Below are 12,348 nucleotides of genomic sequence, written 5' to 3'. Positions count from 1 at the left end.
GAGACGCGAACCGCCGCTGCTCGACAGGAACGAGAGCCCCGAGGGCTCCCCGCACAGGGCTCCCCCTTGAGGGAGGCCCGGAGGCTACTTCGTCGGCTTCTTGCCGGTGACGCCCAGGTGCACCAACAGGGCCAGATTGGGCTTGAGTTCGGCCTGCTTGACGCCCCAGGTCTGGAAGCCCTTCTGGTGCGAGGCCACCGCCGCGAGCATCGCGACGAGCGATCCGGCCATCGCGGCGGGGCTCACGTCCTTGTCGACCTTGCCCTTGGCCTGGAGCTCCTTGACCGTGTCCGTAAGGGAGTTGTTCACGGAGTTCAGGATCTTCATGCGGATCTTGTAGAACCGCTTGTCGCCCTCGGCCGCGCCGAGGTCGACGACGCGCAGGATCGCGTCGTTCTTGCGCCAGAACTCGAGGAAGCCGTCGACGAGTTCCTGCGCGGTCTGCCAGCCGGCCTTGCCGACCCATGAGCGGCCTTCGAGCAGCTGGGTCAACCCGGCGCCCTCCGCGGCCATTTGCTCGGCGATCTCCAGGACGGCGCCCTCGACGTCCGGGAAGTACTGGTAGAAGGTCGCCGGTGAGGTGCCCGCCTTCCGCGCGACATCAATGACTTTGACGTCCCGGTAGGGCGAGGAGCTGAGCATCTCGCCGAGGCACTCAAGGAGCTTCTGACGCGTCGCCTGACCACGCCGTCCGGCCACGCGGCCGTCGACGGTACGTACTTGTCCTGTCATGCCGTCAGCTTACCGAGGGGTGATCGGAGCGCGATTCGGCCGACTGCAAATGGGGTTGGGGGCTCCGGCACACGGGTTGGTGAGGGGGTGCCCGTGGGCTTCGCGCACGTCGGGGCGGGGGGTGCCGCACCCGTTATCAACAGCCTGTGGAAAACCCGGTGGATAAAATTGGCCAAGTGTTCGAATCGGCCGTGCCGCGGGCCCGCGGACGCGGCACTCTGCGGGTGTCCCCGTCAGTGAACCAGGAAGGACGCACGCCGATGGAGTTCGCCGAGGGCGCCCCCTGCTGGGCCGACGCCACGCTTCCCGACGTGGAGGCGGGCAAGCGCTTCTACGGCGACCTCTTCGGCTGGACCTTCGACGAGGGCGCGGGCGCCGAGTACGGCTACTACACCCACGCCTACAGCGACGGCAGGAACGTGGCGGCTCTCGCCCCCGGCCGCGAGGGCTCTCCGCCCACCGGCTGGACCGTCCACTTCGCCGCCCGCGACGCCGAAGCCCTCGCCCGCGCCGCCTGCGACGCCGGCGGACACCTCGTCGTCGAACCCCTCTCCATCGGCCCCTTCGGCACCCTCGCCCTCGCCGCCGACCCCGAAGGAACCGTCTTCGGCCTCTGGCAGGCCGGCACCCTCACCGGCTTCGAGGCACAGGGCGAACCCGCGACGTTCCACCGGGCCGAACTCCACGCGCGCGACAAGGCGGCCGTCACCCCCTTCTACGCGTCGGTCCTCGGCCCCGCAGCCGCCCGCTTCGGCATCTCTGCCGCCGCCGACGGCGCACCCGCCCGCTTCCTCCCCCACTTCGGCGTCACCGACTGCGAGGCCGCCGCCAGCACCGCCACCCGCCTCGGCGGACACGTCCGCAAGCCTCCCTTCGGCACCCCGCACGGACGCGTGGCGCACCTCACCGACGACCAGGGCGCGGCCTTCGCCGTCGTCCAGGGCTGAACGGGTCACACGGCCCGAGCTCGCCACCCGTATACGGACCCGTACTACGGACCCGTACTACGGACCCGAGATACGGACCGAATCACGGACCGAAATACGGCACCCCTCCCGTGACACCCCGATTTGCCCCCGGGTTCGCAACCGGAGCCTCGTACAGGAAGAATCGGGGTGCGTGCCGCCGTAGGGCTTCGGTGGTGAGACGCTGGCCGGGGACTGTGACCAAGCACCCGGTCCCGTACGGGGAGGTGGCAGGCAAGTGGTGGATCAGCTGACGCAGCACGATCCGAGGCGGATCGGCCCGTTCGAGGTTCTGGGACGGCTCGGCGCGGGCGGCATGGGACTCGTCTATCTCGCGCGCTCGGCGTCCGGCCGGCGCGTGGCGATCAAGACGGTGCGGACCGAACTCGCCGAGGACCAGCTCTTCCGCGTCCGCTTCACCCGCGAGGTCGAGGCGGCCCGCGCCGTCTCCGGCTTCTACACCGCGGCCGTCGTCGACGCCGACCCGCGCGCCGCCGTGCCGTGGCTCGCCACCGCCTACGTCCCCGCACCCTCCCTCGAAGAAATAGTGAACGAGTGCGGGCCGCTGCCGGCCCAGGCGGTGCGCTGGCTCGCCGCCGGCATCGCCGAAGCCCTCCAGTCCATCCACGGCGCGGGCCTCGTCCACCGCGACCTCAAGCCGTCGAACGTGCTGGTCGTCGAGGACGGCCCCCGCGTCATCGACTTCGGCATCGCGTCCGGCGTCTCCAACACGCGCCTGACCATGACGAACGTCGCCGTCGGCACGCCCGCGTACATGTCGCCCGAGCAGGCCAAGGACTCGCGGAGCGTCACCGGGGCCTCCGACGTCTTCTCCCTCGGCTCCACCCTCGTCTTCGCCGCCACCGGACACGCCCCCTTCCACGGCGCCAACCCCGTCGAGACCGTCTTCATGCTGCTGCGCGAAGGCCCCGACGTCGAAGGACTGCCCGCCGAGCTGCGCCCCCTCATCGAGTCCTGCATGCAGATGGAGGCCCCGCTGCGGCCCTCGCCCGCGGACCTCCAGGCCCAGCTCGCCCCGCACCTCTTCGGCTCCGGCAGCGACGACAGCGGCACCGCCTCCGCCTGGCTCCCCGAGCGTTCCGTCGCCCTCATCGAGGAGCGCAGGGGCGGACGCCCGCCGGTCAGGACGAGCGGCAGCAGCGGACGCGGCTCGTCGGGCGGACGCGGCGGACACGGCCTCGGCCCCGGCCCCATGCCTGCCATGCCCGCCCAGCCCCCCGGCCCGCCCCCGGGCCACGCTCCCCGAACCGACGGCTGGCGCCCGTCGCCCGCGCCCGTCGGCGCCGCCCACGCCCCCGACCCCGGTCCCGTGCACCTGGCCGGGGTGCGGGTCCCGATCGGCCCGGGGCCGCGCGTCGCCGACGCCCGCGCCGCCGCCGTGAAGGCACCGCCCGCCGACGCGGGCCTCGCCGCGTCCTGGTCCCGCCCCCGGCCCGGGGCCAACGGCACGCCCGACCCGGTCGTGCCCGCCCCCGCTCCCGAGGCCGGCGCCGCCTGGCGGCCCTGGCGCTTCCGGATGTCGAACGACGTGTGGGGCACCCCTTCCGTGGCGGGCGACCTCGTCTACGTGACCTCTTTCGAGGTACACGCCCTCGACGTGTCCACCGGCCGGCGCCGCTTCAAGACCCGCGACGTCGCCTGGTCCATGGCCGTCACCGACGGCCGCATCCACGCCTCCGACGGACCCACCCTCTACGCGCTCGACGCCCGCGAGGGACACGACCTGTGGCGGCTCCAGTCCGACGCCTGGGTGTACTCCCTCAAGGCCGACCGCGGCACCGTCGTCACCGGCACCCGCGGCGGCGGCGTCCAGGCCAGGGAAGCCGCCACCGGCGACAAGCTGTGGGAGCTCACCGGCGCCCAGACCGACTTCGAGTCACCCGAGGCGGGCCCCGTCATCCACGACGGCACCGTCTACGTGTGGCAGGACGCCCGGCTGCGCGCGCTCGAGGCCCGTACCGGCGAGGAGCGCTGGTCGTACCCGATCGGCGACGCGGCCTCCTGCGGCGGCGTCCCCGTCCGCCTCACCCCGGCCTCCGACGGCTACGTCTACGTGGCGGCCGGCACCCGCGTCCTGTCCGTCGACGTCGCCAGCGGTCATGTGCGCTGGCACTTCGAGGCGCCCGCGGTGTTCCTCTGTCCGCCCGCGTTCGTCCCCGGCCCGGCCGTCACCGGCGGCGGTGTCTACCTCGCCGACCACCTCGGCACGGTCTACGCCCTCGACGCCACCGACGGCCGCGACCGCTGGCGCATCGCGACGGAACCCCGCCCGTCGTCCGTCGAACCGGTCCTCGTCGCGCACGGCCACGTCCACGTCGGCAGTGGCCAGGGCCTCTACACCCTCGACGCGGTCACCGGCACGCCCAAGTGGCGCTTCCAGGCGGGTGGCGAGGTCGTCGGCTCACCCGTCGTCGCCGACAACCGCATCCACTTCGGCGCCACCGACCACCTCCTCTACACCCTCAAGGCCGACGACGGCCGCCTCCGCTGGAAGCTCGCCACGGGCGGTGAGATCACCGGCTCACCCGTCGTGAAGGACGGCGTCGTGTACGCGTGCAGCAAGGACCGCTGCGTGTACGCGCTCGACGCGGAGAAGGGCACGGGCACGGCCCGCTAGAGGGTTTCAGGCCCGGTGCGGCGGCGGTCCCTCGGGCGGCTCCTCGTACGGCGGTTCCGGGTACGGGGGCTGGTCGGCGTACGGCTGCATCGGGCCCTCCAGGGTGAGCGGGCCGTGCGGGGGCTCGTGGTCGGGGTGATCGTGGCGCGGGGCCACGGGCCGGGGCCGGCCGCTCATCACCGCCGCCGCGATCAGCAGCAGCACACCGCCGACGAGCGCGGTCGCCGTCCCCGCCCCGAGCCCAGCCCCGTCACCGCCGATCACCAGCTGCCCCTCGGCCTGTCCCACCCGCACCATCCACAGCACGGTGAACGCGAGCACCAGCACCCCCGCGCCCGCGACGAGCAGCCGCGACCGCAGGATGATCCCGACCAGCGTCAGGACGGCGGCCACGGCGAACGGGAGGAAGAGGGAACCGAACAGCCCCGCGCGCGCGTCCGTCACACCGGCACCCGAGAACAGGTCACCGAGGCGGTAGTAGCGCCCGTGACGGCCGTCGTACCACGCACGGAAGGGGCTGGAAACGGCGGCCGTCGCTCCGAGGACAGCGAGGATCGACCCAAGGACGTTGCGGACCATGCGCAGCCTCCCTGAGGGTGCGGTCCGGTTCGGCTCTCGGTTCCGACGCTACGCCCCGAGGACCCCCGTCGCCATGCGGCGCTGCTACGGTTTCGGGCTGCCGCACGGCACACAACTGATCACCACATTTTCGGGGGAGTCGAAGGATGCTGCGACGCGGGCTGAAGCTCACGGCACTGGCGACAGTGGTCGTACTCGCACTGACCGGGTTCTCGACGGGCCGCGGCCACGGCGGGTCCGGCAAGAGCAGGGGCGGGAGCGGCAGCAGCTGGAGCGGCGGCAGCCACAGCAGCAGCGGGGGCGGCGGCTGCTCCAGCTCGAAGCAGAACCACGGCGGCGGCTACACCGGTTCGCACCACAGTGACTACGGCGACGACTCGTACGACGACGACTCTTACGGGTCGTCCGGTGGCAGCGACACCGCCACCGACTCCGTCACAGGCGACGCCGACGTGGTGATCGTGGACTGCGCGGGCCCCGGCCGCAAGGCCGGTAAGCGCCGCGCCGCCGGCAAGGCCGACTCGACCGTGACCGTACGCGTCACGTCCCAGGCGCCGGGCACGAACGACTTCTCCGTCGGGGTCGACCTGCTGGACGGCGGCGGCAGGCTCGTCGAGAACGTCAGCAAGTCCGTGACCCTCGACGAGGGCGAGACCGAGACCCTCACGCTGAGGATGACGATGCCGCGCCAGGCGGCGAAGGTGTACCGGTGCGCCAACCCTTTGGCGACCACGGTCTGACCCCTTCTCGTCCTTTCGTCACCGCACCCGGAACCCGCCCGGCCGCCGCCCCGTGAACAGTTCCGCCTGACGCTCGGGCGGCAGGTTGCCCAGGGTGATCAGGTGCGGGGCGTGCGCGAGGGCCTGCGTGCGGGTCGCCTCCTTGGCGGCCCACACCGCCCGCACCGTGCCCTGCACGGCCTCCGTCGGATACGACGCGATCGTCTCCGCGCACGCCACCGCCGCCGCCCGAGCCCCGCCCGGCCCCGTCACCTCGGACACGAGCCCGGTCTCGTACGCGCGCCGCGCCGAGATCCGTTCGGCGCTCCCCATGAGCGCCATCCGGGCCACCTCACCCACGGGCATGCGCTGCGCGAGCAGCATCGTCTCGTAGGCGCTGACCATGCCGTACGTCGTGTGCGGGTCGAAGAACGTGGCCGTCTCGTCCGCGACGACGAAGTCGGACTCCCCGATCAGATAGAAGGCCCCGCCGCACGCCATGCCGTTGACGGCGGCGATGACGGGCTTCCACAGGTCGTTCGCCCTGGGCCCGATCGCCACGAGCGGGTCGTCGATGCTGTACGGGGAGTGCGGCTGCGGCACCTCGGCGTCGCGGTCGATGCCCGTGCAGAACGCCCGCTCGCCGGCCCCGGTGAGGACGACGGCGCGCACGGAGTCGTCGAACCGGAACTCCCGCCAGACGTCGGCGAGTTCACCGGCGGTCGCCAGGTCGATGGCGTTGTGCCGGTCGGGCCGGTCCAGCGTGACGACGGCGACGCCGCTCTGCTTGTCCGTCTCCACCCGCAGCGTCACGGCCGCTCCAGAACCCAGCGCGGCATCGTCACACCGTCGACGTCGGCGAAGACGACCTGCACCTTGGCGCCGATCCGCAGCCGCTCGGGGGGTACGGAGTCGAGGGGCGCGTCGGCGGAGGTGACGAGGTTGCCGACGAGCCGGATGCGGGGCGCGTCCGCCAGCTCGACGACGATCGCGTTGTACCCGGCGAGCGCCGCGTAGGCGGGCAGCAGGGGCGGATGCGGGACGACGAAGGACCAGATGCGCCCGCGCCCGCTCATCAGCCGCCACTCGCTGTCGAAGGAACCGCAGTGCGGGCAGCAGGGCCGGGGCGGGAACCGGAGCTCGCCGCAGGCGGGGGAGGCGCAGGCCTGCACGCGCAGCTCGGACCGGGCGGCGTAGTCCCAGAAGGGGGCGCCGTCGTCGTCGACGACGGGCCGGAGAAGGGCGGGGGCGTCGGTCCCGGCGCCGGGAAGAGTCTCCGTCATGGTTCAGCTCCTCAGGAGAAGGGCCGACGTGGGCACACCCTCGCCCGCCGTGACCAGGCACGTCCCCGCGCCCGGAACCTGTGCGGTGCTGTTGCCCCGCAGTTGTTTCACACCCTCGTTGATCAGGTTGAAGCCGTGGACGTAGGCCTCGCTGAGGCCGCCGCCGCCGGTGTTCAGGGGCAGCCGGCCGCCGATCTCCAGGGCCCCGCCCTCCGTGAACGCGCCGCCCTCGCCGCGCCCGCAGAACCCGTACCCCTCCAGGGACAGCGGGATGAGCGGGGTGAACGCGTCGTAGATCTGGGCGACGTCCACGTCCTGCGGCCCGAAGTCGGCCTGCTTCCACAGGTGCCGGGCGGCGGTCCAGGCGGGGCCGGTCAGCGGGTCGTCGTTCCAGTAGTTGACCATCCCGTGGTGCTGCGCGGGCAGCCCCTGCGCCACCGAGTGCACGTACACGGGCTTCTGCCGGCAGTCACGGGCGCGCTCGGCGGAGACGATGACGCACGCCAACGCGCCGTCCGTCTCAAGGCAGTTGTCGAAGAGGCACAGCGGCTCGCTGATCATGCGGGCCGTCATATACATGTCGCGGGTCAGCGGGCGCTCGTACATCATCGCGGCCGGGTTCTGGTTGGCCCGGTTGCGGCAGGCGAGGGCGACGTTGAAGAGGTGGTCCCTGGTCGCCCCGTACTCGTGCATGTAGCGGCGCGCGAGCATTGCGATCTCGTCGGCGGGGCGCAGCAGCCCGTACGGGCGGGTCCACTGGGCGGGGGTCGGCAGCTGTACCGCCGTGTTCTTCCAGGGCCGTGGCCCGGACCCGCGTTTCCGCGACCGCCAGGCGATGCCGACGCTCGCCTGCCCGGTCGCGACGGCGGCGGCGAGATGCGCGACGGTCGCGCACGAGCCGCCGCCCCCGTACCCCACCTTGCTGAAGAAGGTCACGTCCCCCGCGCCGACGGCCTTGGCGACCTCGACCTCGTCGGTCTCCTCCATCGTGTACGAGGCGAAGGCGTCGACCTCGGACGGCGCGATCCCGGCGTCGTCGAGCGCGGCGAGGATGGCCCGGCACGCCAACGTCTTCTCATTCTCGGGCAGTTGTTTCCCGAAGTCCGTCTGCCCGATCCCCACTATGGCCGTCGCGTCCTTGAGCCCCGCCATCGCAAGCCACCTCCGCGCGTCGTGATGCCACCACGATCGTCCCGTCTGCTGACAGCGCGTCAGGCTACCGTTAATCTGACGGATAGTCAGCTACGGGTACGGCTACGTATGTGGAGGTCGTGCGATGCGCGGGGACCTGGAGTGGGGCACCGTTCCCCAACTGGTGCGTGCGGCAGCCGAACGGTACGGGGAGCGTGAGGCCGTCGTCGAGGGCCGTACGCGCATCTCGTACGAGGAACTCGGCGACCGCGTCGAACGGGCCGCCGCGGCCTGCATCGCGAGCGGGGTCGAACCCGGCGACCGGGTCGGGGTCTGGGCCCCCAACACGCTCGACTGGATCGTCTCGGCGCTCGGCGCGGTCACCGCGGGCGCCGTCCTCGTACCCCTCAACACCCGCTTCAAGGGCACGGAAGCGGCCTACGTCCTGGCCCGCGCCCGAGCGAAGCTGCTCTTCGTGACGGGCACGTTCCTGGGCACGTCGTACGTGGCATCGCTGCGCCGCGCGGAAGCCGAACTCCCGGACCTGGAACAGGTCGTCGTCCTCTCCGACACCGCCCCCGACACGTCACCCGACGACGAGGAGCGGCGCGTCTGGCGGACCTGGAAGGACTTCCTGGCGGCCGGCGAGGGGGTGCCGGGCTCGGCGGTCCGGGCTCGCTCGACGGCAATAGCCCCCACTTCCCCCTCCGACATCATCTTCACCTCCGGCACCACGGGCCGCCCCAAGGGCGCCGTCATCACCCACGCCCAGACCCTGCGCGGCTACGCGATCTGGGCCGAACTCGCCGGCCTGCGCGAAGGCGACCGCTACCTCATCGTCAACCCGTTCTTCCACACCTTCGGCTACAAGGCCGGCATCATCGCCTGCCTGATGCGCGGCGCCACGATGGTCCCGCAGCCCGTCTTCAACGTGGACACGGTCCTCGCCAACATCGCCGCCGAACGCATCTCCGTCCTCCCCGGCCCGCCCACCCTCCACCAGTCACTCCTGGACCACCCCCAACGCGACGCCCACGACCTCTCGGCCCTGCGCCTCGTCGTGACCGGCGCGGCCGTGGTCCCCCTGCGCCTCGTGGAACGCCTGCGGGGCGAACTCGGCGTCGGTACGGTCCTCACGGCGTACGGCCTCTCGGAGGCGAGCGGCATCGTGACGATGTGCCGCCGAGGCGACGAAGCATCCGTCATCGCCTCGACCTCGGGCCGCGCGATCCCGGGCACGGAGGTCCGCGTGGACTCCCCGTCCCCCGGCGAGCCGGGCGAGGTCCTGGTCCGCGGATTCAACGTCATGAGCGGCTACTTCGAGGACGAGGAGGCAACGGCGGAAGTCCTGACCCCCGACGGCTGGCTGCGGACCGGCGACGTCGGCGTCATGTCGGACTCCGGCCACCTCCGCATCACGGACCGCATCAAGGACATGTTCATCGTCGGCGGCTTCAACGCGTACCCGGCCGAGATAGAACAACTCCTCGGCCTCCACCCCGACGTGGCCGACGTAGCGGTCATCGGCATCCCGGACCCCCGCCTCGGCGAGGTGGGCAAGGCGTACGTGGTCCGCCGCTCCGGCTCGGTGACCACGTCCGACGACCTGATCGCCTGGTCCCGCCGAGAAATGGCGAACTACAAGGTCCCGAGGGCGATCGAATTCGTCGGCGAACTCCCAAGGAACGCGAGCGGGAAGGTGGTGAAGGGGGAGCTGCGGGGGCGGTGAGCCGGGTAAGCGGGCCGAGGCAGCAGCGCAGCGTCGCGCAGTTCGCAGTGCCCGACGGATCAGCTGGGCCAAGCCGTGACCTGGAGGACGTAGATGCACTGGTGCCGCACGACCGTCAGGTAGAGGAACATTCCGCCAGGCACGTACGCCGTCTGTACACCTTCGCCCGCACCCTGATAGTCGGCGCCGTTCAGATGCAGGACGTCAGCGGCCCGCACGAGCTCGCCGGCACGCTCCTCGACCTCTGCGACGAAAGCGGCCGGCGGAAGTAGAGCTCCGTCCACAGGTCGCTCCACGCCTGATCATCCCGACCGGCGGCGGCTCGGTCCAGCAGAGTGGCCAGGCGGTCGGAGGCGGCGTCGTCTGTGTCGGGGACTGTGGAACTCGTCGGTGTCATCGCCGACCCGCGTGACGCAGATTGGCTACGAAGGAAGCCCAGGCCGCGGCGCGGAAGAGGAGTACGGGGCCGCCGAGGTGCGCGGTCTTCGAGTCGCGGACGGGGACGAGGGCGGGGGAGCCGTCGGCCACCTCGACGCATTCGCCTCCGGTGCCGTTGCTGTAGCTGCTCTTGCGCCAGTGCGCGGCGTTCAAGTCAATGTCGGTGCTGGCCATTTCGATAGTCCTCTGCCGCTGCCTGGATCAGGGCCAGGGACGCCTCAGGTGGCAGTGCGGCGGCCCTGAGCAGATCGTACGATCCCCGGTACTGCTTCACGATCGGCGGATAGTCGATGAGTTGGCCGCTGTGAAGGCTCTCCGCGTACACCACCGGTGGGGCATCCGAGAAGGTCATGATCCGGGTCATGCCCATCATGAAGGGATGGGTTGCTGCGGTTTCCGGAACGATCTGCAAAATTGAGCGGGTGGCATCGACCACCTTCGTGATGTGGTCGAGCAGTTCGGCCATCCCCTCGCCCGGCAGGGTCCGGCGGCGGATCAGCGACTCGTCGAGAATCGCCCAGAAAGCAGGCGGGTTCTCGGCGTCGAAGAGCTCTGCCCGCTTCATTCGGGCAGCTACCTTCTTCTCGATCTCTCCGTCCGAGGCCCGGGGCATGGCGGCCTTCACGATCGCACGAGCGTAAGCCGCCGTCTGCAGCAGCCCCGGCACGATCATCGGTGCCCAGTCCTCGATCGTGTCCGCGTGCTGTTCCATCTCGGCCACGTCCGCGAAGTACTCCGCGTGGCCCGACTGGCGGGCCTTGCGGGCATCTTCACAACGGCGTTGGAAAAAGCCGTCGGTGTTGAGCTTCTCGTCGACGTGCCGGGCCAGGTCCAGCGGCATGCGGCGCTCGCCTCGCTCGATCTGGCTGAGGAAGGGAACACTGCGGAAGCTGCCTTCCGCCAGCTGTTCGAGGGTGAGGTCGGCCAGTTCCCTCTTGAAGCGCAACTCGGCGCCGTAGAAAGACGGGACGTTCGCCGACGCGTCGGGATCCTTGCGGGAGGACACAACCCACCACCACCGTTTGCCAGTTGCTGTGCGTAACCCAAAACCCTTTTACGGTACGACGTCCCGCGCCACTGTGTGACTTGTTCGTCACGGAGTGCACTCGACAGGAAGGGCGTACGCCCATGCACCGCCAACCCCCCACCGCGGCCCCGCCCGACCTGGAGGTCGAGTTGCTCGCCGTTCCGAAGGCTGTGCCCGAGTTGCGGCGGGCGGTGCGGGGGCACCTGGGCGTGGCCTGCCCCGAAGTACAGCTCTGCGTGAGCGAGTTGCTGGGGAACGTGATCCGGCATGTGGGGGAGGGGACGCCCGTCCGAGTGCGGGTGGGGCGGGCGGAGGGGGCCGGGTTCCGGGTCGAGGTCACGGATCCTGACCCGCGCGTGCTCCCCGTGCTGCTGCAGGCGACCGGCGAGGACGAGTCCGGGCGGGGCCTGGTGCTGCTGGACGCGGTGGCCCTGAGGTGGGGCGTGGAGCAGGGCGCGGCGTCGAAGACGGTGTGGTGCGAGGTCGCGGCCGAGGCGGGGGACGCGTAGTGCTGCTTGCCCTGCTGGGGCGAGTGCTTACGTGGCTGCTGCCGGGCAGCGGCACCCGGCGCCGGGCCGTTCCGGCGGAGGAGTCGGGGCCACCCCCGCGTGCGCGGCCCCGCAGCCCGTGCGCGTGCGAGGCGGCGGCGGACCACCGGGTGGACGTCACCGACGAGCCGCTGACCCGGCCGTACTTCCTCTGTCAGAGTTCGGCCTGAGCGGGTGGCTGCGGCCGGACATGACTCGGCCGCGGCGGCTCCCCCTCCGCGCCGCCGCGGCCGATCCCCGTCGGGTGTGGCTTTAGTTGGCCGGCTCGCTGGTGGCGTGGGCGTCGGCCGGCTTCAGCGGGGTGCCGGTGGCGTGCGCGTCGGCCGGCTTCAGCGTGGTGCCGGTGGCGTGGGCGTCCGCGGGCTTCAGGGTGCCGCCGGTGGCGTGCGCGTCCAGGGTGGTGAGTTCCTCGCCGGTCGCGTGCGCGTCGGCGGGCTTGGCCGTTCCGGTGTTGTCGGCCATCGCGGTCAACTCCTTCAGTCTGTAGGTGCAGAGCATCTCGGACATGCCCGCCCGGCGACTCCCCCGTGGGTCGCCGGGCGGGCATTCGCAAGGCCGT

14 protein-coding genes are annotated in these 12,348 nt (G+C 71.6%); 5 read left to right on the top strand and 9 right to left on the bottom strand.

The features are described 5' to 3' along the window. Window positions 1–84: 84 nt before the first annotated feature. Window positions 85–732, bottom strand: a complete 648-nt coding sequence (locus tag EOT10_RS25390) for a TetR family transcriptional regulator (protein WP_127830641.1) — start codon at window positions 730–732, stop codon at window positions 85–87. Window positions 733–992: 260 nt separating this feature from the next. Between EOT10_RS25390 and EOT10_RS25385 the strand changes: the two genes are divergently transcribed. Then, window positions 993–1,679 carry a VOC family protein gene (locus tag EOT10_RS25385; RefSeq protein ID WP_127830640.1) on the top strand — a complete coding sequence of 229 codons (687 nt, stop codon included), beginning with the start codon at window positions 993–995 and terminating at the stop codon, window positions 1,677–1,679. A 256-nt stretch (window positions 1,680–1,935) separates the two neighbouring features. Continuing rightward, window positions 1,936–4,335: a protein serine/threonine kinase AfsK gene (gene afsK, locus EOT10_RS25380; protein WP_127830639.1), complete on the top strand. Its 2,400-nt coding sequence runs from the start codon at window positions 1,936–1,938 to the stop codon at window positions 4,333–4,335. Window positions 4,336–4,341: 6 nt separating this feature from the next. Here afsK and EOT10_RS25375 read toward each other — a convergent pair whose 3' ends face one another. Continuing rightward, window positions 4,342–4,914, bottom strand: coding sequence for a hypothetical protein (locus tag EOT10_RS25375; RefSeq protein ID WP_127830638.1), 573 nt, complete (start codon window positions 4,912–4,914; stop codon window positions 4,342–4,344). A gap of 146 nt (window positions 4,915–5,060) precedes the next feature. Here EOT10_RS25375 and EOT10_RS41390 point away from each other — a divergent pair, with 146 nt between their 5' ends. Beyond that, a complete protein-coding gene (locus tag EOT10_RS41390) occupies window positions 5,061–5,654 on the top strand; it encodes a hypothetical protein (RefSeq protein ID WP_223281187.1) in 594 nt (197 codons plus the stop codon). Window positions 5,655–5,672: 18 nt separating this feature from the next. Here EOT10_RS41390 and EOT10_RS25360 read toward each other — a convergent pair whose 3' ends face one another. From EOT10_RS25360 to EOT10_RS25350, 3 genes are read right to left on the bottom strand one after another with little or no spacing between them, the layout of a single operon-like run. Then, entirely contained in the window at window positions 5,673–6,446 is a 774-nt protein-coding gene (locus EOT10_RS25360; RefSeq protein ID WP_127830635.1) for an enoyl-CoA hydratase/isomerase family protein, read from the bottom strand. Then, a complete protein-coding gene (locus EOT10_RS25355) occupies window positions 6,443–6,916 on the bottom strand; it encodes a Zn-ribbon domain-containing OB-fold protein (RefSeq protein WP_127830634.1) in 474 nt (157 codons plus the stop codon). Before EOT10_RS25355 ends, EOT10_RS25360 begins: the two co-directional genes overlap by 4 nt. A gap of 3 nt (window positions 6,917–6,919) precedes the next feature. Beyond that, window positions 6,920–8,068, bottom strand: a complete 1,149-nt coding sequence (locus EOT10_RS25350) for a lipid-transfer protein (RefSeq protein ID WP_127830633.1) — start codon at window positions 8,066–8,068, stop codon at window positions 6,920–6,922. 124 nt (window positions 8,069–8,192) lie between these two features. Between EOT10_RS25350 and EOT10_RS25345 the strand changes: the two genes are divergently transcribed. Then, complete coding sequence (locus EOT10_RS25345) at window positions 8,193–9,776, top strand: FadD3 family acyl-CoA ligase (RefSeq protein ID WP_127830632.1); 1,584 nt, start codon at window positions 8,193–8,195, stop codon at window positions 9,774–9,776. A gap of 59 nt (window positions 9,777–9,835) precedes the next feature. On the opposite strand, the gene EOT10_RS25340 is transcribed toward EOT10_RS25345, so the two are convergent. From EOT10_RS25340 to EOT10_RS25330, 3 genes are all read right to left on the bottom strand, one after another. Next, on the bottom strand, window positions 9,836–10,060 hold the full coding sequence (locus EOT10_RS25340; RefSeq protein WP_223281186.1) for a hypothetical protein: 225 nt from the start codon (window positions 10,058–10,060) through the stop codon (window positions 9,836–9,838). A 109-nt stretch (window positions 10,061–10,169) separates the two neighbouring features. After that, entirely contained in the window at window positions 10,170–10,388 is a 219-nt protein-coding gene (locus tag EOT10_RS25335) for a DUF397 domain-containing protein (protein ID WP_127830630.1), read from the bottom strand. Further along, window positions 10,369–11,220, bottom strand: coding sequence for a helix-turn-helix domain-containing protein (locus EOT10_RS25330; protein ID WP_127830629.1), 852 nt, complete (start codon window positions 11,218–11,220; stop codon window positions 10,369–10,371). Before EOT10_RS25330 ends, EOT10_RS25335 begins: the two co-directional genes overlap by 20 nt. A gap of 122 nt (window positions 11,221–11,342) precedes the next feature. Here EOT10_RS25330 and EOT10_RS25325 point away from each other — a divergent pair, with 122 nt between their 5' ends. After that, window positions 11,343–11,750: an ATP-binding protein gene (locus tag EOT10_RS25325; protein WP_127830628.1), complete on the top strand. Its 408-nt coding sequence runs from the start codon at window positions 11,343–11,345 to the stop codon at window positions 11,748–11,750. A 291-nt stretch (window positions 11,751–12,041) separates the two neighbouring features. Here the strand turns inward: EOT10_RS25325 and EOT10_RS25320 are convergent, their stop codons facing one another. Further along, on the bottom strand, window positions 12,042–12,296 hold the full coding sequence (locus EOT10_RS25320) for a hypothetical protein (protein WP_223281185.1): 255 nt from the start codon (window positions 12,294–12,296) through the stop codon (window positions 12,042–12,044). Window positions 12,297–12,348 lie beyond the last annotated feature (52 nt).

The organism is Streptomyces antnestii, assembly GCF_004005495.1.
Lineage (GTDB): Bacteria > Actinomycetota > Actinomycetes > Streptomycetales > Streptomycetaceae > Streptomyces > Streptomyces antnestii.
This window is presented reverse-complemented; position numbering and strand designations above follow the sequence as displayed.

What these genes read in the sequence shown, in the direction of transcription:
- EOT10_RS25325 (WP_127830628.1), top strand. Translation starts at nt 11,343, where the DNA reads ATGCACCGCCAACCCCCCACCGCGGCCCCGCCCGACCTGGAGGTCGAG.
- EOT10_RS25355 (WP_127830634.1), bottom strand. Translation starts at nt 6,916, where the DNA reads ATGACGGAGACTCTTCCCGGCGCCGGGACCGACGCCCCCGCCCTTCTC.
- EOT10_RS25390 (WP_127830641.1), bottom strand. Translation starts at nt 732, where the DNA reads ATGACAGGACAAGTACGTACCGTCGACGGCCGCGTGGCCGGACGGCGT.
- EOT10_RS25335 (WP_127830630.1), bottom strand. Translation starts at nt 10,388, where the DNA reads ATGGCCAGCACCGACATTGACTTGAACGCCGCGCACTGGCGCAAGAGC.
- EOT10_RS25375 (WP_127830638.1), bottom strand. Translation starts at nt 4,914, where the DNA reads ATGGTCCGCAACGTCCTTGGGTCGATCCTCGCTGTCCTCGGAGCGACG.
- EOT10_RS41390 (WP_223281187.1), top strand. Translation starts at nt 5,061, where the DNA reads ATGCTGCGACGCGGGCTGAAGCTCACGGCACTGGCGACAGTGGTCGTA.
- EOT10_RS25385 (WP_127830640.1), top strand. Translation starts at nt 993, where the DNA reads ATGGAGTTCGCCGAGGGCGCCCCCTGCTGGGCCGACGCCACGCTTCCC.
- EOT10_RS25320 (WP_223281185.1), bottom strand. Translation starts at nt 12,296, where the DNA reads ATGTCCGAGATGCTCTGCACCTACAGACTGAAGGAGTTGACCGCGATG.
- EOT10_RS25345 (WP_127830632.1), top strand. Translation starts at nt 8,193, where the DNA reads ATGCGCGGGGACCTGGAGTGGGGCACCGTTCCCCAACTGGTGCGTGCG.
- EOT10_RS25350 (WP_127830633.1), bottom strand. Translation starts at nt 8,068, where the DNA reads ATGGCGGGGCTCAAGGACGCGACGGCCATAGTGGGGATCGGGCAGACG.